This window comes from Clostridium sp. AM25-23AC (assembly GCF_003435125.1).
GTDB classification, from domain to species: Bacteria; Bacillota; Clostridia; order Lachnospirales; family Lachnospiraceae; genus Pilosibacter; species Pilosibacter fragilis.
Window position 1 is genome coordinate 63,439 of the sequence record NZ_QWGI01000006.1, and the last position, 21,516, is coordinate 84,954.

Annotated in this window: 13 protein-coding genes and 1 pseudogene; 13 read left to right on the forward strand and 1 reads right to left on the reverse strand. The window is 50.1% G+C overall.

What is annotated here, in order from left to right:
• Nucleotides 1–238 precede the first annotated feature (238 nt).
• The 13 genes from DW677_RS05385 (at nucleotide 239) to DW677_RS05450 (ending at nucleotide 21,029) form a co-directional block, all read left to right on the forward strand.
• A complete protein-coding gene (locus DW677_RS05385; protein WP_117505298.1) occupies nucleotides 239–4,102 on the forward strand; it encodes a DNA-directed RNA polymerase subunit beta in 3,864 nt (1,287 codons plus the stop codon).
• 19 nt (nucleotides 4,103–4,121) lie between these two features.
• The gene (rpoC, locus tag DW677_RS05390) at nucleotides 4,122–7,793 is read left to right on the forward strand and encodes a DNA-directed RNA polymerase subunit beta' (RefSeq protein WP_117566630.1); all 3,672 of its coding nucleotides are present in this window, start codon (nucleotides 4,122–4,124) and stop codon (nucleotides 7,791–7,793) included.
• A gap of 265 nt (nucleotides 7,794–8,058) precedes the next feature.
• The gene (locus DW677_RS05395) at nucleotides 8,059–9,228 is read left to right on the forward strand and encodes a cation diffusion facilitator family transporter (protein WP_117566631.1); all 1,170 of its coding nucleotides are present in this window, start codon (nucleotides 8,059–8,061) and stop codon (nucleotides 9,226–9,228) included.
• Between the two features lie 238 nt (nucleotides 9,229–9,466).
• On the forward strand, nucleotides 9,467–10,537 hold the full coding sequence (locus tag DW677_RS05400; protein ID WP_117566632.1) for a hypothetical protein: 1,071 nt from the start codon (nucleotides 9,467–9,469) through the stop codon (nucleotides 10,535–10,537).
• A gap of 261 nt (nucleotides 10,538–10,798) precedes the next feature.
• Nucleotides 10,799–11,965, forward strand: a complete 1,167-nt coding sequence (locus tag DW677_RS05405; RefSeq protein ID WP_242992110.1) for a glycosyltransferase — start codon at nucleotides 10,799–10,801, stop codon at nucleotides 11,963–11,965.
• Between the two features lie 59 nt (nucleotides 11,966–12,024).
• A complete protein-coding gene (locus DW677_RS05415; protein WP_181968304.1) occupies nucleotides 12,025–13,359 on the forward strand; it encodes a hypothetical protein in 1,335 nt (444 codons plus the stop codon).
• 308 nt (nucleotides 13,360–13,667) lie between these two features.
• A complete protein-coding gene (locus DW677_RS05420; protein ID WP_015553334.1) occupies nucleotides 13,668–14,072 on the forward strand; it encodes a PaaI family thioesterase in 405 nt (134 codons plus the stop codon).
• A 243-nt stretch (nucleotides 14,073–14,315) separates the two neighbouring features.
• A complete protein-coding gene (rpsL, locus tag DW677_RS05425; RefSeq protein WP_117483763.1) occupies nucleotides 14,316–14,735 on the forward strand; it encodes a 30S ribosomal protein S12 in 420 nt (139 codons plus the stop codon).
• 256 nt (nucleotides 14,736–14,991) lie between these two features.
• Complete coding sequence (gene rpsG / locus DW677_RS05430) at nucleotides 14,992–15,462, forward strand: 30S ribosomal protein S7 (RefSeq protein WP_021905592.1); 471 nt, start codon at nucleotides 14,992–14,994, stop codon at nucleotides 15,460–15,462.
• 15 nt (nucleotides 15,463–15,477) lie between these two features.
• Nucleotides 15,478–17,604, forward strand: coding sequence for an elongation factor G (fusA, locus tag DW677_RS05435; protein ID WP_117469197.1), 2,127 nt, complete (start codon nucleotides 15,478–15,480; stop codon nucleotides 17,602–17,604).
• A gap of 140 nt (nucleotides 17,605–17,744) precedes the next feature.
• Nucleotides 17,745–18,938 carry an elongation factor Tu gene (tuf, locus tag DW677_RS05440; RefSeq protein ID WP_015553337.1) on the forward strand — a complete coding sequence of 398 codons (1,194 nt, stop codon included), beginning with the start codon at nucleotides 17,745–17,747 and terminating at the stop codon, nucleotides 18,936–18,938.
• 442 nt (nucleotides 18,939–19,380) lie between these two features.
• Entirely contained in the window at nucleotides 19,381–19,593 is a 213-nt protein-coding gene (locus DW677_RS05445; protein WP_015553338.1) for a FeoA family protein, read from the forward strand.
• A gap of 230 nt (nucleotides 19,594–19,823) precedes the next feature.
• Nucleotides 19,824–21,029 (forward strand): pyruvate kinase, encoded by a 1,206-nt coding sequence (locus tag DW677_RS05450; protein ID WP_117566633.1) that lies wholly within the window; start codon nucleotides 19,824–19,826, stop codon nucleotides 21,027–21,029.
• 169 nt (nucleotides 21,030–21,198) lie between these two features.
• On the opposite strand, the pseudogene DW677_RS05455 reads toward DW677_RS05450, so the two are convergent.
• Nucleotides 21,199–21,363: pseudogene (locus DW677_RS05455) on the reverse strand (sugar phosphate isomerase/epimerase); the annotation flags it as partial.
• Nucleotides 21,364–21,516 lie beyond the last annotated feature (153 nt).

The following is a 21,516-nucleotide window of genomic DNA, read 5'->3' on the forward strand; positions in this document are numbered from 1 at the left end:
TGGTAAAAATTATATAGATTGATAAAAGATGTGCTGCAGGATCATCTGAAAGATTCTGCAGCACATCTTTTATTTACGTGAACAACGTCCAGGAAAACCTTGTAAAAAAGTGCTTGACAGATTGACAAACCCATGATAGTATGAAATGTGCACTATTGTGGTATCATGTGCATATGGTACCAGTATGCCCAAAATTGGCTATTGATTATAGAGAAAGAAAACAGGGGTGAAACGTCAAATGGAGAAAAGCAGAATGCGTCCGGTGCCGGCCGGCAAGAGCGTAAGAATGAGCTTCTCAAGACAGAAAGAAGTTCTTGAGATGCCGAACCTGATCGAGATCCAGAAGGATTCTTATCAGTGGTTCCTCGACGAGGGCCTGAAAGAGGTCTTTGACGATATCTCTCCGATCGCTGACTTTGCTGGACATCTGAGCCTGGAGTTTGTAGACTTCACGCTGTGCAAAGATGACATCAAATATACGATCGAAGAGTGCAAAGAGCGTGATGCGACTTACGCGGCACCTTTAAAGGTTAAGGTGAGACTCTGCAACAAAGATAAAGATGAAATCAATGAACATGAGATTTTCATGGGCGATCTGCCGTTAATGACAGATACCGGCTCCTTCGTTATTAACGGTGCCGAGCGTGTTATCGTCAGCCAGTTGGTACGTTCCCCAGGTATATATTATGGAATCGATCATGATAAGATCGGTAAGGAATTATACTCCTGTACCGTGATCCCGAACCGTGGAGCATGGTTAGAGTATGAGACCGATTCCAACGACGTGTTCTATGTCCGTGTAGACCGTACGAGAAAGGTCCCGGTTACAGTCCTGATTCGTGCGCTCGGATATGGAACAAACGCCGAGATCATCGATCTCTTCGGTGAAGAGCCGAAGCTTCTCGCAAGCTTTGGAAAAGATACATCCGACAACTATCAGGATGGTCTCCTTGAATTATATAAGAAGATCCGTCCGGGCGAGCCGCTGTCCGTTGACAGCGCTGAGAGCCTGTTAAATGGTATGTTCTTTGATCCGAGAAGATACGATCTCGCGAAGGTCGGCAGATACAAATTCAACAAGAAGCTCCACATGAAGAACCGTATCGTAGGACAGATTCCGTCTGAGGATATCGTCGATACATCTACAGGTGAAATCCTTGCCGAAGCAGGAAAGGCAATCACAAAGGACCAGGCGATCGCGATCCAGAACGCAGCGATCCCGTACGTATGGATCCAGACTGAGGAACGTGTAGAGAAGGTTCTCTCAAACCTCATGGTAGATCTTTCCGCATACGTAACATTTAATCCGGAAGAAGTAGGTATTACAGAATTAGTATACTACCCGGTATTAAAAGAGATTCTGGAAAAAGCAGGGGATGACGAGGAAGAGCTGAAAGCAGAACTCCGCCGCAACATCCACGAGCTCGTTCCGAAGTGCATCACGAAGGAAGATATCCTTGCTTCCATCAACTACAATATGCACCTTGAGTACGGCATCGGCGTAAAGGATGATATCGATCATCTTGGAAACCGTCGTATCCGTGCAGTCGGCGAGCTGCTTCAGAACCAGTACCGCATCGGTCTCTCCAGAATGGAGCGTGTGGTACGCGAAAGAATGACGACACAGGACATCGACGGAATCACTCCGCAGTCCTTGATCAATATCAAACCGGTAACCGCAGCAGTGAAGGAGTTCTTCGGAAGCTCCCAGTTATCCCAGTTCATGGACCAGAACAACCCGTTATCCGAGCTTACGCATAAGAGACGTCTCTCCGCGTTAGGACCGGGCGGTCTGTCCAGAGAACGTGCGGGATTCGAGGTTCGAGATGTACACTACACCCACTATGGCCGTATGTGTCCGGTCGAGACTCCTGAGGGACCGAACATCGGTCTGATCAACTCCCTTGCGAGCTATGCAAAGGTAAACCAGTACGGTTTCGTTGAGGCTCCGTACCGTGTCGTAGATAAGACTGACCCGGCAAACCCGCGTGTTACCGATGAAGTCGTTTATATGACCGCGGACGAAGAGGATAACTACATCGTAGCACAGGCGAACGAGCCGCTCGATGAGGAAGGCCACTTCATCCACAACAACGTATCCGGTCGTTTCCGTGAGGAGACTTCCTCCTTCCAGAAGAGACAGATCGATTTAATGGACGTATCCCCGAGAATGGTATTCTCTGTCGCTACATCCATGATCCCGTTCTTACAGAACGATGACGCGAACCGTGCCCTGATGGGATCCAACATGCAGCGTCAGGCAGTACCGCTTCTTTCCACAGAAGCTCCGGTCGTTGGTACCGGTATCGAGGGCAAGGCTGCCGTTGACTCCGGTGTCTGCGTTGTTGCAAAGAATGCCGGCGTTGTTGAGCGCTCCGCGTCCAATGAGATCGTGATCAAGAGAGATTCTGACGGAAACCGCGATGTTTACCGCCTGATCAAATTCTCACGAAGCAACCAGTCCAACAGCTACAACCAGAAGCCGATCGTTTACAAGGGAGACCATGTAGAGAAGGGCGAGGTTATCGCAGACGGACCGTCCACAAAGGATGGAGAGATCGCACTTGGTAAGAACCCGCTGATCGGATTCATGACCTGGGAAGGTTACAACTACGAGGATGCGGTTCTCTTAAGCGAAAAACTCGTTATGAACGATGTATACACATCTGTTCATATTGAAGAATATGAATGCGAATCCCGTGACACCAAGTTAGGACCGGAAGAGATCACAAGAGATGTTCCGGGTGTTGGTGAGGACGCATTAAAAGACCTGGATGAGAGAGGAATCATCCGCATCGGCGCTGAGGTACGTGCCGGTGATATCTTAGTCGGAAAGGTAACTCCGAAGGGAGAGACCGAGCTGACTGCAGAAGAAAGACTTCTCCGCGCAATCTTCGGTGAGAAGGCAAGAGAGGTCCGCGATACATCCTTAAAGGTACCGCACGGCGCATACGGAACCATCATCGACGCGAAACTCTTCACAAGAGAGAACGGCGACGAGCTTGCTCCTGGCGTAAACGAGACAGTCCGCATCTACATCGCACAGAAACGTAAGATCTCTGTCGGTGATAAGATGGCCGGCCGTCATGGTAACAAGGGTGTTGTCTCCCGTGTACTTCCGGTAGAGGATATGCCGTTCCTTCCGAATGGCCGTCCGCTCGATATCGTATTAAACCCGTTAGGCGTGCCGTCCCGAATGAACATCGGACAGGTCCTCGAGATCCATTTAAGCCTTGCTGCAAAGGCACTCGGCTTTAACGTTTCCACACCGGTATTCGATGGCGCGGACGAGAACGATATCCAGGATACACTGGAGCTTGCAAATGATTATGTAAACATGGAATGGGATGCATTCCAGGAGAAATATAAGGATATCCTTCGTCCGGATGCGATGGAATACCTCGGCGAGCACCTTGACCATCGTGCTCTCTGGAAAGGCGTTCCGATCAGCCGTACCGGTAAAGTACAGCTCCGCGACGGACGTACAGGTGAATACTTCGATGGCCCGACTACGATCGGACACATGCACTACCTGAAACTGCATCACCTGGTTGATGATAAGATCCATGCCCGTTCCACAGGTCCATACGCACTGGTAACACAGCAGCCGTTAGGTGGTAAAGCACAGTTCGGCGGACAGCGTTTCGGTGAGATGGAGGTTTGGGCTCTTGAGGCTTACGGTGCGGCTTACACCCTTCAGGAGATCCTGACTGTGAAGTCCGATGATGTTGTAGGACGTGTAAAGACCTACGAGGCGATCATCAAGGGCGAGAACATTCCGGAGCCGGGTATTCCGGAGTCCTTCAAGGTACTCTTAAAAGAGTTACAGTCTCTCGGACTGGACGTAAGAGTGCTGCGTGACAACGGTGAAGAGGTCGATATGTCTGAGAACATCGACTACTCCGATACCAACTATGACCTTCGTTCCATCATCGAGGGAGACCGCCGCTACAACGATAAGGAAGACTTATCCGACTACGGATTCCAGAAGCAGGAATTCAAGGGCGACGAGCTTGTCAATGTGGAAGACGATGACTATACAAACGACGGTGCCAAAGACGACTATGTCGATGACGATTATACCGAGGATGACGACAAATAATTAGAAGGGAGTACCGTTCATGCCTGAGACAAATGAAACTTATCAGCCGATGACATTCGACGCGATCCGTATCGGACTTGCCTCTTCGGAAAAGATTCTGGAATGGTCCCATGGTGAGGTTAAGAAACCGGAGACCATCAACTACAGAACCTTAAAGCCGGAGAAAGACGGTCTGTACTGTGAGAGAATCTTTGGACCGACCAAGGACTGGGAGTGTCATTGTGGTAAATACAAGAAAATCAGATATAAAGGTGTTATCTGTGACCGCTGCGGCGTTGAGGTAACAAAATCCAGCGTCCGCCGTGAGCGTATCGGACACATTGCGCTTGCTGCTCCGGTATCCCATATCTGGTATTTTAAAGGTATTCCGAGCCGTATGGGCCTGATTCTGGATATCTCTCCGAGAGTCCTCGAGAAAGTCCTGTACTTCGCTTCCTATATCGTTCTGGATGCCGGCAATACCGGCCTTCAGTTAAAACAGGTCCTTTCTGAGAAAGAGTACCGTGATGCTGTTGAAAAGTACGGCTACGGCACATTCCGTGTGGGAATGGGTGCTGAGGCTGTTCAGGAACTTTTAAAGAATATCGATCTGGATAAAGACTCCGAAGAGCTTAGAAAAGCTCTCCAGGAGGCATCCGGACAGAAGAGAGCGAGAATCATCAAACGTCTTGAGGTCGTAGATGCATTCCGCAGCTCCGGAAACAGACCGGAGTGGATGATCATGAATGTGATTCCGGTTATCCCGCCGGATATCCGTCCGATGGTTCAGCTTGACGGTGGACGTTTCGCGACATCCGACTTAAATGACTTATACAGAAGAATCATCAACCGTAACAACCGTCTTGCAAGACTTCTTGAGCTCGGTGCTCCGGATATTATCGTCCGCAACGAGAAGAGAATGCTTCAGGAGGCCGTTGATGCCCTGATCGATAACGGCAGACGCGGCAGACCGGTTACAGGTCCTGGAAACCGTGCGTTAAAGTCCCTTTCCGATATGTTAAAGGGTAAACAGGGACGTTTCCGTCAGAACCTTCTCGGTAAGCGAGTTGACTATTCCGGACGTTCCGTTATCGTCGTTGGACCGGAACTTAAGATCTATCAGTGCGGTCTCCCGAAGGAGATGGCGATCGAGCTCTTCAAACCGTTCGTTATGAAGGAACTCGTTGCTAACGGAACCGCACATAACATCAAGAACGCGAAGAAGATGGTTGAGCGCCTCCAGACAGAGGTCTGGGACGTACTTGAGGATGTAATCAAAGAGCATCCGGTTATGTTAAACCGTGCTCCTACTCTTCACCGTCTTGGTATTCAGGCGTTCGAGCCGATCCTTGTAGAAGGTAAGGCGATCAAGCTTCATCCGCTCGTTTGTACCGCATTCAACGCGGACTTCGATGGAGACCAGATGGCGGTTCACCTTCCGCTTACCATGGAAGCTCAGGCAGAGTGCCGCTTCCTTCTTCTCTCCCCGAACAACCTGTTAAAGCCGTCTGATGGTGGTCCGGTAGCCGTTCCTTCCCAGGATATGGTTCTCGGTATCTACTATCTGACACAGGAGAGACCGGGCGCAAAGGGCGAGGGAATGTTCTTCAAGAGCCCGAACGAAGCACTTCTTGCATATGAGAACGGTGCCGTTACTCTTCACGCAAGAATCAAAGTCCGTGTGACAAAGACTCTTCCGGATGGAAGAACAATGTCTGGTATCGTTGATACAACTGTCGGACGTATCCTCTTCAACGAGATCATCCCACAGGATCTTGGATTTGTAGACAGAACGATCCCGGGCAACGAGTTAAAGCCGGAGATCGATTTCCTCGTAAAGAAGAAACAGTTAAAGCAGATCCTCGAGAAAGTCATCAATACACACGGAGCGATCCAGACAGCGATCACCCTGGACGATATCAAGGCGATCGGTTACAAGTACTCCACAAGAGCAGCTATGACCGTATCCATTTCCGATATGACTGTCCCGGCAACAAAGAAGCAGCTCCTTGCAGACGCAGAAGCTACCGTTGACCGTATCGCTAAGAACTTCCGCCGTGGTCTTATCACAGAGGAAGAGCGTTACAAAGAAGTTATCGATGTATGGAAAGCAACCGATGACCAGTTGACACATGACCTTCTGACAGGTCTTGATAAATACAACAACATCTTCATGATGGCGGACTCCGGAGCCCGTGGTTCCGATAAGCAGATCAAGCAGCTTGCCGGTATGCGAGGACTCATGGCGGATACGACCGGTCACACGATCGAACTCCCGATCAAGTCCAACTTCCGTGAAGGTCTTGACGTACTTGAGTACTTCATCTCCGCACATGGTGCGAGAAAAGGTATGTCCGATACCGCTCTTCGTACAGCCGACTCCGGTTACCTGACAAGACGTCTTGTTGACGTATCCCAGGACCTTATCATCCGTGAGACAGACTGCTGTGAAAGCAAGGGAACGATCCCGTACATGGAGATCGAGGGCTTTACGGACGGTAAAGAGACCATCGAGACGCTGCAGGAGAGATTGACAGGCAGATATATCGCTGAGACGATCACAGATCCGGATACCGGAGAAGTTGTTGTTAAGGCTAACCATATGTGTACACCGAAACGTGCCGCAGCCGTTATCAAGGTTCTTGAGAAGCTCGGCAGAAATACTGTTAAGATCCGTACAGTCCTGACATGTAAGTGCCATATCGGTGTCTGCTCCAAGTGCTACGGCGCAAACATGGCGACAGGCCAGCCGGTACAGGTCGGAGAGGCTGTTGGTATCATTGCCGCACAGTCCATCGGTGAGCCTGGTACACAGCTGACCATGCGTACATTCCACTCCGGCGGTGTTGCCGGCGGCGATATCACACAGGGTCTTCCCCGTGTCGAGGAGCTTTTCGAGGCCAGACGCCCGAAGGGACTTGCGATCATCGCTGAATTCGGTGGTGTTGTTACAATTAAAGATACAAAGAAAAAACGTGAGATCATCGTTACGGACCAGGAGACAGGAAACTCCAAGACTTATCTGATCCCCTATGGTTCCAGAATCAAAGTTGCGGACGGACAGGTTCTCGAGGCCGGCGACGTTCTTACAGAGGGTAGCATCAACCCGCACGACCTGTTAAAGGTTAAGGGCGTTCGTGCCGTACAGGATTACATGATCCGTGAGGTGCAGCGCGTTTACCGCTTACAGGGTGTAGAGATCAACGATAAGCATATCGAGATGATCGTGCGTCAGATGTTAAAGAAGATCCGTGTCGAGGAGAGCGGCGATTCCGACGTTCTTCCGGGCGTATCCATGGATGTTCTTGATTTCAACGAGATGAACGAGGAGCTCATCGCTGCAGGCAAACAGCCGGCAGAGGGCAAACAGGTCATGCTCGGTATCACAAAGGCATCCCTTGCGACCGATTCCTTCTTATCTGCCGCATCCTTCCAGGAGACCACAAAGGTTCTTACTGAGGCTGCGATCAACGGTAAGGTCGATCACCTGATCGGTCTGAAAGAGAATGTTATTATCGGTAAGCTGATCCCGGCTGGTACCGGAATGAAGCGTTACCGCAATATCAAGCTCAGCACAGGCGAGATCGAGGAGAAGAAGCCGGAGCAGGAAGCACCGGTTGCTGAAGAACCGCAGGAGGAGACGGATGCTCCGCTTGAGGAAGCAGATAAGATCATTCTCAACGAGGATGATACACAGGATGTCGATGAGTGATCGGTATTTTGACAAATAAATATATCGGAAAGCTTTCTGGAAACAGGAACTTTTCCGTATGCTGAGGCATATAAGAACAGCGAGGAGAACATGAAAGATCATGTTTTTCCTCGCTGTTTGAGTATACAGATGGTTAGAAGAAAGCAACTTGTAACGATTCGGCGAGCCGATGGGCTTTCTGTGCTGAATGTGAGAAGACCTGAATTACAATTTCTTGATTTTTGGCTTGGCGCGGCAAGTGTGCGGACCGATGGAGGTGTTTTACATGATTACGATACTGTCCGGCTTATTTATTAAAAACAGAGATCAATTCGGGAACAGCGATGTGCGCCGTGCCTACGGCATGCTCTGCAGTATTGTGGGCATCGCGCTCAATGTATTTCTGTTTGCCGGAAAATATCTGGCGGGTGTGATCAGTGGATCCATCGCTATTACGGCGGATGCATTCAATAACCTGTCAGATGCAGGATCATCCTTTATATCTCTTGTGGGATTTAAATTTTCCGGCATGAAGGCTGACGCGGATCACCCCTTTGGACACGGGCGCATCGAGTATGTCTCCGGATTTGGAGTTTCCATGGTCATCATTCTCATGGGAATCGAGCTTTTCAAAACTTCCATAAAGAAGATCTTTCATCCGGAGCCGGTGGAGACAGGCGCTCTGGCGGTGGGGATCCTTGTGGTCTCCATCTGTGTAAAGGGATACATGTGCTTTTACAATCGGACAGTCGGCAAAAAGATCCAGTCGGAGACCATGAAAGCGACGGCTATGGACAGTATGAGCGATTCCATCGCGACAACGGCGGTTCTGATCTCCATGGCTGTGGCCCATGTGACAGGCATTAGTATCGATGGATGGTGCGGCTGCCTGGTGGCATGCTTTGTATTGTATGCAGGATTTGGCGCGGCGAAGGATACCCTGAATCCGCTTCTCGGAGAACCGCCTTCCAGAGAATTTGTAAATGAGATCAGGACGATCGTTATGGCTCATCCTGAGATCCTTGGGATCCATGATCTAGTGGTCCACGATTACGGCCCGGGGAGGCGCATGATATCCCTCCACGGGGAAGTGTCAGGGGATTGCGATATCTTTGAGATCCACGATGTGATCGATCGGATCGAGAAGGAATTGAAGGAAAAACTTGGCTGTGAGGCCGTGATCCACATGGATCCGATCGTCGTGAATAACGAGGCGATCAATGAGACAAAAAAGGAAGTTGTTGACATGATCAACGAACATTTTCCGGGCGTCACCATCCATGATTTCCGCATGATCCAGGGGCCGACTCATACGAACCTGATCTTCGACGCGGTGGTCCCATTCCAGTATGGGAAAACGAACGAAGAGGTAAAACAGGGGATCGAGAAACTGATCTCAGAGAAATGGGATGATTATTACGCAGTCATACAGGCAGAGCAGTCATATCTGGAATAAAGAAAAAAGATTGAATCCGGCAGAGTGTGCAGAAGCGCTTTGCCGGATTTTTGCAGTTAAAGAAAACGTAAGAAGTCTACAGGAAAAAGGGTTTGCGATTGCATGGTTGAACTGCTATACTTGAGATATGGAACTCACGGAAGTATGTGGGCAGATGGGTGACAGAACAGGCGCTCCGGCATCTGGAAACTTGTGCAGATGACCGATGCGGTTGTTGAATTTTAAGGAGGTCTCTCTTATGAAAAAGTGGAAAATGATCCTTACTGCAGCGATGCCGTTAGCAATGGCACTGTCCTTCCCGGCATTCGCGGGCGAATGGCACGAGGATATGAACGGCTGGTGGTATGAGAACGATGACGGTTCCTACTGCCGGAACGGCTGGTACTGGATCGATGGTGATCATGATGGCTGGGCACAGTGCTATTATTTCGGAAATTCCGGTTATCTGCAGATGAATGCCGGATATGCGCAGACAAATACGAGTCATGCGGACGGATATGAGATCGACAAAAATGGTGCCTGGAGCGTAAATGGTGTTACCCAGGTAAAGGCAGTTCCGACCGCTGTCGCGGAGAACGATCCGGAGGCGCTGAAGGTCTATGAGGAAGCACAGCAGCTTAGCGAGTCTCTCCCGAGCGCGAATATCGATGTGGACTATACGATCACCATGTCTTATCTCGGACAGAATATTGATATGTCCATGAATATGAAGCTGATGATGAAAGAGGACGCGAACGGAGACATGCAGTTTGTATGCAAGGGTACCGCGGATACGCTTGGAACCGCAGTGCCGATCGATATGTTCTACACAGACGGATACATGTATGTGAACACTATGGGCATCAAGTACAGGCAGGCCATGGATCTGGAAGCTGCGAAAGCTCAGGCCACACAGATCAACATGGATCTGGATACGGATGTTGTCAAAGGCTTGAGAATGTATACAAGCGGTGACACAAGGAAACTTGCATTCACTATTGATGACCAGAAGATCAACGAGATCCTGACCGCAGTTACCAGCGCGACCGCAGAGACCTACGAGGAGCTTGGGGTCACTCTGGACATGAAGATCAATGAGTCGAACGGCGAGATGACGGTCAACAAGGATGGCTATTGCGAGGCTATGAAGATGTTTATGGACTACGGAATGAGTGTCACAGATCATACAACATCCGAAGCTGATGAGATGAACTATAAGATGGATATCAATATGACATATAAGAATCCGGGCAAGAAAGTTTATTTTGAGATTCCATCTACAGATGGCTACGAAGATATTGCTGTGGCTTATGTGGCAGATGCGGAATAGGGACAGTAAAATCGGGACCGGTCTGGCATGTTAAAAAGTGAAGTGTAAATGGCGCTGGTTTGCGTATGGCTGAGAGGTCATGGCAGATCAGCGCCTTTTTGTGCCACAGGAAATCCCTGTTCACAGATGGAAGCGGCAGGCTTTGCAGAAATGGAGTTTCAACTGTAATGAGATCTGCCCGTTACTGCGTCTGGGAGAATAGCAGATTGGAGCATCTCTCATATATTAAGATAGAAGAAACAGGACAAAGAGGGAGAGATTATGGTATCCATCAGCCTATGCATGATCGTGCGCAATGAGGAAAAGGTCCTCGGAAGATGCCTGTCCTGCGTGCGGGGATTTGCGGATGAGATCATAATTGTGGACACGGGATCTACGGACCGGACGAAGGAGATCGCATTTTCTTTTACGGACAAGGTTTATGATTTTAAATGGAAGGATGACTTTGCAGCGGCGAGAAATTTTGCTTTTTCCAGGGGAACGGGGGATTACCTGTTCTGGCTGGATGCAGATGATGTGATAAGGCAGGAAGAGTGGAGAAAACTGATGGATCTGAAAAGACGGCTGGATATGGAACGGCCGGATGTAGTGATGATGAAATACGCGGTTGGATATGACGGGGATGGCGCACCGTCATTTTTCTTTTATAGAGAACGCCTTTTAAGACGGTGCGGAAAAGCCGTATGGAAAGGGCGCATCCATGAGGCGGTGGAACCCTTTGGAAAAGTAGTGCGGGAAGATATCATGATCGAGCACCGGAAAGTGGGGACAGGGGATCCGGATAGGAATCTTCGGATATTTGAGCAGATGCTCCGGGAGAAGGGGAAACTATCTCCGCGGGATCAGTATTATTACGGAAAGGAATTATATTACCACAGAAGATACCGGGATGCCGCTTCCGTATTTTCGGAATATCTGGAACTGCCGGATGGCTGGCGGGAAGACCGGGTGGATGCCTGCAGGCATGGGGCGTACTGTATGTACCGGATCGGAGATCGGGACCGGGCACTAAAGTTTCTGCTTTCCGGACTTTCTGAGGGGATCCCGAAGCCGGAGCTCTGCTGTGATCTCGGATGGTGGTTCTTCTCGGCCAGGCGCTATCGCGACGCAATTTTCTGGTACGGGCAGGCAGTCCGGACCGGAAGGTGGACCGGGGAGGACGGTTTCGTGATGCCGGAGTGCCGGGGATATATTCCGTATCTGCAGATGTGTGTCTGCTACGACAGGCTGGGGGAATGGAAAACGGCGGAACGGTATAATGAGCTGGCGGAGAGGTGCCGGCCGGGGACGGAGACATGCCAGTTAAACAGGAAATATTTTGAGAAAAGAAAAGTGCAGCAAATTGAACGGAGACAGAGAGGTGACAGCCGGAGTTTTGGACAAAAAATCGCAGAAGTAGCAGTTTCGGACGGGCAGCATAGATTATAGTAAGCGAACAACCTGTATGGGATGTCCGCAAGGAAAATATGCTGAAAGGGGAATTGATCATGCGCAATTATGAATATGATTTCTGGGAGAACGAGGACTGCAGAGCAGAGAACTGCCGGGGTGGAGACGAGAGAGGACACTGGGATGGGAACTGTTGCTGTGGCCGAGACGGAAGAGACCGCTGGGACGGAACGCAGGGCTGTGGCGGAGATGGAAGAGGTGGCTGCGGTGGGAATTGTGGCTGCGGAGGAAACAGAAGAGGCGGCTGTGGTGGAAATTGCGGAAGCGGCTGGGGATATGGCTGGAGACACGGAACCTGCTGCTGCCGGGGACCGCAGGGTCCGAGAGGCCCTCAGGGATGCCCGGGGCCTGAAGGACCGAGAGGTCCACAGGGGTTTCCGGGATTTGACGGAGCGCCGGGAGCGACAGGCCCGATGGGCCCGATGGGACCGGCAGGAGCGCCGGGAGTGACAGGGCCGATGGGCCCGATGGGTCCGGCAGGAGCAGTGGGAGCGACAGGTCCGATGGGTCCGGCAGGAGCGCCGGGAGCGACAGGTCCGATGGGCCCGATGGGTCCGGCAGGAGCAGTGGGAGCGACAGGTCCGATGGGCCCGATGGGACCGGCAGGAGCAGTGGGAGCGACAGGTCCGATGGGTCCGATGGGTCCGGCAGGAGCAGTGGGAGCGACAGGTCCGATGGGCCCGATGGGTCCGGCAGGAGCAGTGGGAGCGACAGGTCCGATGGGCCCGATGGGTCCGGCAGGAGCAGTGGGAGCGACAGGTCCGATGGGCCCGATGGGTCCGGCAGGAGCAGTGGGAGCGACAGGTCCGATGGGCCCGATGGGTCCGGCAGGAGCAGTGGGAGCGACAGGTCCGATGGGCCCGATGGGTCCGGCAGGAGCAGTGGGAGCGACAGGTCCGATGGGCCCGATGGGTCCGGCAGGAGCAGTGGGAGCGACAGGTCCGATGGGCCCGATGGGTCCGGCAGGAGCAGTGGGAGCGACAGGTCCGATGGGCCCGATGGGTCCGGCAGGAGCAGTGGGAGCGACAGGTCCGATGGGCCCGATGGGTCCGGCAGGAGCAGTGGGAGCGACAGGTCCGATGGGCCCGATGGGTCCGGCAGGAGCAGTGGGAGCGACAGGTCCGATGGGCCCGATGGGTCCGGCAGGAGCAGTGGGAGCGACAGGTGCGATGGGCCCGATGGGTCCGGCAGGAGCAGTGGGAGCGACAGGTGCGATGGGTCCACAGGGGCCAACCGGTCCGACAGGTCCCGCAGGGACAGTGACAGCGGCCGCTCCGGTGGCAAATGCCACAGACTCGGAGAACGTGGTGAATCAGTTTAATGAATTACTTGCAAATCTGAGAACGGCTGGACTTCTGGCACCCAATCCCTAACGAAGGATAGATTAAAAGAGGAGACCGCAGATGCGGTCTCCCTCAGGATCGAAAGAGATTTGTAACGGTTCAGCCCGGGAGCGGTATCGTTCCAGAATGTGTATCGGATGTGGACTAAATCGCATCGGGGGGGATCAAATCGCACCGGGGGTCTTGCATGAAAATTTCTGGTATGGTAAAATCCTGTCTGAAAATATACAGTGCTTGTAACAGTTCAGTACCTTTGCAGTTGCGGGCAAAAATCTATTCCGGACCGGCTGTGCGATGGGATTATTGACACTGCCGGAACGCAGAAGGAGGAAAAAGTCATGAAAGAAACATGGAACGTCCTCGACCCGGACGAGTATGTAAAACACAATCCATTTATGGGATATACCAATATGAAGATTGAAAAGATCTCCCCGGAATGCAGTGAGATCAGTATGAAGATCACTCACGGCGTGACAAACCTGATGGGCATGGTCCATGGCGGAATGCTCTATGCTCTGGCAGATGTGGTAACAGGCCTCACGGCCAGAGCCGACGGAAGAAAATATGTGACCCAGAGTGCCCATATAAACTTTATCCGGAACGTATCGGAAGGAACGGTCTATGCAAAAGGCATCTTGATCCGCCGCGGCAGATCCATCACAATCGTCCGCAGTGAAGTGACAGATGAAAAGGGAGATCTTCTCGCTGATGTGACCGTGGACATGTTCTGTCTTGGAGAGTAGTCTCCTGGCAGGAGAAAAACAGGCCAAACCTGTCAAAATCACAAGAGATAAATTTGAGACAACTCATCCAGGCGTGTCATGATCGAAAAACGCCGTATTTTCAAAGAAAATTTAAGGTTTCTCCTTGACATGCAGAAAAACTCTGTATATAATAATGGGGCGTGCATCGGGTACGTCCCGTTTTTTGTGCGCATAAAGGCTGAAAGCAGCAACCAACAGTCAATATCACAGGAGGTGAAAAGAATGCCAACATTTAACCAGTTAGTAAGAAAAGGTAGAGAGACTACTGTAAAGAAATCTACAGCTCCGGCACTCCAGAAAGGATACAATTCCCTTCATAAGAAAGCCACAGATACATCTGCTCCGCAGAAGAGAGGTGTATGCACAGCTGTTAAGACTGCAACTCCTAAGAAGCCGAACTCCGCTCTTAGAAAGATTGCCAGAGTACGTCTTTCCAACGGTATTGAAGTAACAAGCTATATCCCGGGTGAGGGACATAACCTTCAGGAGCACTCCGTTGTTCTGATCCGTGGTGGTCGTGTTAAGGACCTTCCGGGTACCAGATACCACATCATCAGAGGTACTCTTGATACTGCAGGCGTTGCCAACAGAAGACAGGCTCGCTCCAAGTACGGCGCAAAGAGACCGAAAGATAAAAAATAATTGCGAAGCAATTATTGCTACTCAAACGTAGCGAAGCGGAGTTCGAGTTTCCCGTCTTAAGTGGCGGTCGATAGAAACTTGAACAACCGCATAGGGATCACTAACAGGAATAAAGTGAATGCGTACAACGCATATTAGTGCCGGTGGTATTTGACCTGTGGTTGCAGGAGATAGATAGAAAACCGCGCGCGAACACATTTTATGGAAACATGTGAGTACCGATGATATAATTTTTATAATTAAGGAGGGAAGTAACGTGCCACGTAAAGGACATACTCAGAAAAGAGACGTATTAGCAGACCCGCTTTACAGCAACAAAGTTGTAACCAAGCTGATCAACAACATCATGCTTGATGGTAAGAGGGGCGTTGCTCAGAAAATTGTTTACGGCGCTTTCGAAGAGGTCGCTGAGAAGACCGGTAAGGACGCTGTAGAAGTATTCGAAGAGGCTATGAACAACATCATGCCGGTTCTCGAGGTTAAGGCAAAACGTATCGGTGGTGCAACATACCAGGTACCGATCGAGGTTAAGCCGGAGAGAAGACAGGCATTAGGCCTTCGCTGGATCACTCTCTATTCCCGTAAGAGAAGCGAGAAGACCCAGGTAGAGAGACTTGCAAACGAGATTATGGATGCAGCTAACAACACTGGCGCATCTGTAAAGAAGAAAGAGGAAATGCATAAGATGGCTGAGGCTAACAAGGCATTTGCTCACTACAGATTCTAATAGGAGGAAAGATCCTTGGCTGGAAGAGAATATCCGTTAGAGAGAACCAGAAATATCGGAATCATGGCTCATATCGATGCTGGTAAGACAACAACGACAGAGCGTATCCTTTATTATACTGGTATTAACTATAAGATCGGTGATACTCACGAAGGTACAGCTACCATGGACTGGATGGAGCAGGAGCAGGAGAGAGGTATCACGATCACATCCGCAGCTACGACTTGTCACTGGACTCTTCAGGAAAAGACAAAGCCGAAGGCTGGCGCACTTGAGCACCGTATCAACATCATCGATACACCAGGCCACGTAGACTTCACTGTTGAGGTTGAGCGTTCCCTCCGTGTACTTGATGGCGCTGTTGGCGTTTTCTGTGCAAAGGGTGGTGTAGAGCCGCAGTCCGAGAACGTATGGCGTCAGGCTGATACCTACAACGTACCGAGAATGGCATTCATCAACAAGATGGATATCCTTGGGGCAAACTTCTACGGCTGTGTAGATCAGATCCGTACAAGACTTGGCAAGAACGCGATCTGCATCCAGCTCCCGATCGGTAAGGAAGACGAGTTCAAGGGAATCATCGACCTCTTCGAGATGAAGGCTTACATCTACAATGATGATAAGGGCGATGATATCTCCGTAACAGACATTCCGGAAGATATGGCAGATGATGCAGAGCTTTACCACAGCGAACTCGTTGAGAAGATCTGCGAGCTCGATGATGACCTCATGATGCAGTATCTTGAGGGTGAGGAGCCGACCGTTGATGAGATGAAGAAGGTTCTTCGTAAAGCAACCTGCGAGTGTCAGGCAATTCCGGTATGCTGCGGTACAGCATACAGAAACAAAGGCGTACAGAAGCTCCTTGATGCGATCATCGAGTACATGCCGTCTCCGCTTGACATCCCGCCGATCAAGGGCGTTGACCTTGAGGGCAACGAAGTAGTTCGTCATTCTTCCGATGATGAGCCGTTCTCCGCACTTGCATTCAAGATCATGACAGACCCGTTCGTAGGTAAGCTTGCATTCTTCCGTGTTTACTCCGGAACAATGAACTCCGGTTCCTACGTATTAAACGCAACAAAAGATAAAAAAGAGCGTGTTGGCCGTATCCTTCAGATGCATGCAAACAAGAGACACGAGCTTGACAAGGTTTACTCCGGTGATATCGCCGCTGCAGTTGGATTCAAGTCCACAACAACTGGTGATACAATTTGTGACGAGCAGCATCCGGTAATCCTTGAGTCCATGGTATTCCCGGAGCCGGTTATCGATATCGCAATCGAGCCGAAGACAAAAGCCGGACAGGATAAGATGGGCGAGGCTCTTGCAAAGCTTGCTGAAGAGGACCCGACATTCCGTGTTCATACTGATACAGAAACAGGCCAGACCATCATCTCCGGTATGGGTGAGCTGCATCTGGAAATCATCGTTGACCGTCTCCTTCGTGAATTCAAGGTAGAGGCTAACGTTGGTGCTCCGCAGGTTGCTTATAAAGAGACAATGACTAAGGCTGTTGACGTAGACAGCAAGTACGCGAAGCAGTCTGGTGGTCGTGGACAGTACGGTCACTGTAAAGTACACTTCACACCGATGGATCCGAACGGCGAAGAGACATTCAAGTTCACTTCTTCCGTTGTCGGCGGTGCTATTCCGAAGGAATACATTCCGGCTGTCGGCGAAGGTATCGAAGAGGCTACAAAGGCCGGTATCCTTGGCGGATTCCCGGTACTCGGCGTAGCTGCAGATGTATATGATGGATCTTACCATGAGGTCGACTCTTCCGAGATGGCATTCCACATCGCTGGTTCCATGGCATTCAAGGATGCTATGGCGAAAGGTAACCCGGTACTTCTTGAGCCGATCATGAAGGTAGAGGTTACAATGCCTGAGGAGTACATGGGCGACGTTATCGGTGACGTTAACGCACGTCGTGGACGTATCGAGGGTATGGAAGATATCGGCGGCGGCAAGATGGTTAAGGCATATGTTCCGCTTGCTGAGATGTTCGGCTACTCCACAGACCTTCGTTCCAGAACACAGGGTCGTGGTAACTACTCCATGTTCTTCGAGAAGTACGAGCAGGTACCGAAGAGCGTTCAGGAGAAGATCATCGCTGAGAGAAAGGGCGCTGCGAAATAATCCCACGGGATTATTTCCGGTTTCCTCTTGCATATAGCAAGAATAGGCTTGAAAAACTTTTTCGAATGGAATATAATAGTATTCAGCCTAAGTTAAATATGATAGCCCAATGGGCGCAAAATTAAGGAGGACGTTTTAAAATGGCAAAAGCTAAGTTTGAAAGAACCAAACCGCATTGTAACATTGGTACCATTGGACACGTTGACCATGGTAAAACAACATTAACAGCAGCAATCACAAAAGTTCTTGCAGCAAGAGTTGCAGGTAACACAGCTGAGAACTTTGAAGATATCGATAAAGCTCCGGAAGAGAGAGAACGTGGTATCACAATCTCCACAGCTCACGTTGAGTATCAGACAGAGAAGAGACACTATGCACACGTTGACTGCCCAGGCCATGCTGACTATGTAAAGAACATGATCACTGGTGCTGCTCAGATGGATGGTGCTATCCTCGTTGTAGCTGCTACTGATGGTGTTATGGCTCAGACAAGAGAGCACATCCTGCTTTCCCGTCAGGTAGGCGTACCGTACATCGTAGTATTCATGAACAAGTGCGATATGGTTGACGATCCGGAGCTTCTTGAGCTCGTAGAGATGGAGATCAGAGATCTTCTTAACGAGTACGAGTTCCCGGGCGATGACACTCCGATCATCCAGGGTTCCGCTCTTAAGGCTCTTGAGGATCCGAACGGTGAGTGGGGCGACAAGATCATGGAACTTATGGACGCTGTAGATAGCTACATTCCGGATCCGGTTCGTGACACAGATAAGCCGTTCCTTATGCCGATCGAGGATGTATTCACAATCACAGGTCGTGGTACAGTTGCTACAGGCCGTGTAGAGCGTGGTACTCTTAAACTCAACGATGAGGTTGAGATCGTTGGTATTCACGAGGAGACTCGTAAGACAGTTGTAACTGGTATCGAGATGTTCCGTAAGCTCCTTGACCAGGCTCAGGCTGGTGATAACATCGGTGCTCTTCTTCGTGGTGTTCAGAGAACAGAGATCCAGAGAGGTCAGTGTCTTGTTAAACCGGGTTCCGTAACCTGCCACAAGAAATTCACAGCTCAGGTTTACGTTCTTACTAAAGACGAGGGTGGCCGTCATACACCGTTCTTCAACAACTATCGTCCGCAGTTCTACTTCAGAACAACAGACGTTACAGGCGTTTGCGAGCTTCCGGAAGGTACAGAGATGTGCATGCCGGGCGACAACGTTGAGATGACAATCGAGCTTATCCATCCGGTAGCTATGGAGCAGGGTCTTCGTTTCGCTATCCGTGAGGGCGGCAGAACTGTTGGTTCCGGTAGAGTTGCTACAATCATCGAGTAATCGGATATAATACAGAGGTGCAAAAAGTTTTTCATGAGGAGCTCAGGAAGGAGTTTACTCATTCCTGGGCGGATCGTGAAATAACTTTTTATAGCGCTGTTAAGCGCGGCTTCTTGGACGCAAAGCGGACAAGAAGATGACACCGGAAAAAAATAAATATAGTATCTCCGTGAGATATTTGTGTCCAAGCGTAAGAGACCCGCAGAACTTTGTTCTGCGGGTTTTTCTGTTACAAAAACAATATATGCTATGTTAGCAGTACCGAATTTGTGATTTTGCCGTAAACGAAAAGATTACATGCACCTAACTGATTTTACGCTTGACTAACCAATAGTTTGAGGAGTATTCTATAAAAAGAAGATACAAAATGAATAAATTCATATAAATTTACAGACAATATCCGATAAAACAATTGTAAAGCATAGGATCAGGGGGCGTTATTATGCAGGCTTTATCAACGGCAAAATCAGGGGAACGTTATACAATTAAGTGGATGCTCGGAAACCAGAAGGTGATGGATTTTCTTCATCGCCACGATTTCTGCGAGGGAAACCCGATCGATGTGATCCTGCGGAACAATGACTGGATGATCATTGGAAATGACATGTGCAGAGTCGCGATCGGATGTGAAGTTGCGGATAGAATCCAGGTTTAAGGTTTTTGAAAGATAAATAAAGAATGGGATCTTCGATAAAAGAAGGTGTGGCGGACAGAGAAAAAAGGTCTGGCGCACCTTTTATATTGCCATGCATCTGGAAAAAGCTGCCGGTGGCAGGTTCTGTAGCCAGGAAAGTCGGGAAAAGTTCTTCCCGCCGGGAAACTGGATGACAATCCCGCCGCCTTATGATATGCTTGAGGAAGAATAAGGATCAGGAGGACGTTTAGATGGTGAATATATACGGAACGCTGGGACCGGCGTGCGCAAGCGAGAAGGTGCTGGCGGAGATGTTTTCACTGGGAATGACAGGAATGCGGCTGAACCTGTCCCATGTTACGCTCGCAGAGTCAGGGGATCTGATTGGAAAGATGAAGCGCGCAGCAGAAAAATGCGGGGTAAAACCGCTGCTTCTCGTGGACCTTCAGGGACCGGAACTGCGAACCGGAACCATCTCTGAGCCTGTTTCGTTGAAGAATGGGGATATTGTAGAGATATGCGGAATCCCAGAAAAAGTGAAGGATTCCTCAGTAAGTGGGGCAGATAGAAAAGAAATCGCACAGAAATCTGAAAATAAAGATATCGAGAAAATACCAGCTGAGAAAAATACATTTGGAAAAGGTTCTGGAAACGCTGATCGGTCCCAAAATAAACGTGACCATGTGAAAGCACCTGGAGAGTATGCGAAGATCATGCTGCCGGAACTCACCTTCCCATACCTGATTCCGGGTCAGGAAGTTCTTCTGGACGATGGGAAGATCCATTTAAAAATTGTGGAAAAAGCGGAAAATGTGACCGAGAATGGTGGAGAAAACACTCAGGAAAAGCGTTATTTCGCAAAGGTCCTCTGGGGCGGTCTCCTAAAGAGCAGAAAGAGCGCGGCTCTTCCGGGCGCGAAGATCTATCCGCCGACGCTGACAAATTCTGACCTTGCAAACATTAAGATCGCAAAAGAGATGGGCGTGACCGGTGTCATGCAGCCATTTGTGAGAGATCACAGTGACTTGGAGTGCGTAAAAGAGGCGCTTCGGGAGGCGGGAGCGGAGGATATCAGGCTCTTCGCGAAGATCGAAAACATGGATGGCGTCCGGAAACTGGAGAAACTTCTTCCGGCGGCGGATGAGATCGTGATCGCCAGGGGTGACCTTGGAAATGCCGTTCATCTCTGGGACCTTCCGGGTGTCCAGCGCCAGATCTCCGAGAAGTGCCGGGCGGCGGGAAAGCCGTTCATGGTAGTGACCCAGATGCTGGCCTCCATGGAGCGCAGCCCTGTCCCGACCCGTGCGGAGGTAAATGATATCTTCCATGCTGTGATGGATGGCGCTGCTTCAATCATGGTGACAGGGGAGACTGCGGTCGGAGATTACCCGGTGGAAGTCATCCGGTATATGGTGAATACGGTGAGAAGCGCGGAGAAGAAAAAAATAGATAAATAATTGCAATTGTTTAACAAATTGATGCACTTGACGTGCGAAAAATCCAGAAAGAAAAAATAAGTAGAACGACTAGAAAGCGAAAAAATACGTTCCATCTACGGCAGGTACGATTCTTTCATCCAGAGCTTAGAAAGAACCGCTGGCACACCGGGATGGAACGTATTTTTAAATGGGTGATGTAAGGGCGGAGCGTGCGGAAGACGAACTGGCTGGTCTCATGGGTGACCGGGATGTGGGAGAGATCTACGAGAAGACCGAAATTGTTGTGGGTCATCCGCATCTCGGCGCCGAATTTTGCCGCGTATGGAGCCGGTTCCATGAGGGAGGCTTTGTCGGGAAAACTCATCCATTGGAGCGCACCGACGCGGAAATATTTGTGGATCGATTCATTCATAATTTTAAATGTAGTTCAGTATCGTAAGGAACGGAACATTTCCTTTCTCCTGGATAGCAAATGACGACAGGAATTTTTGAAATGAAATGTCAC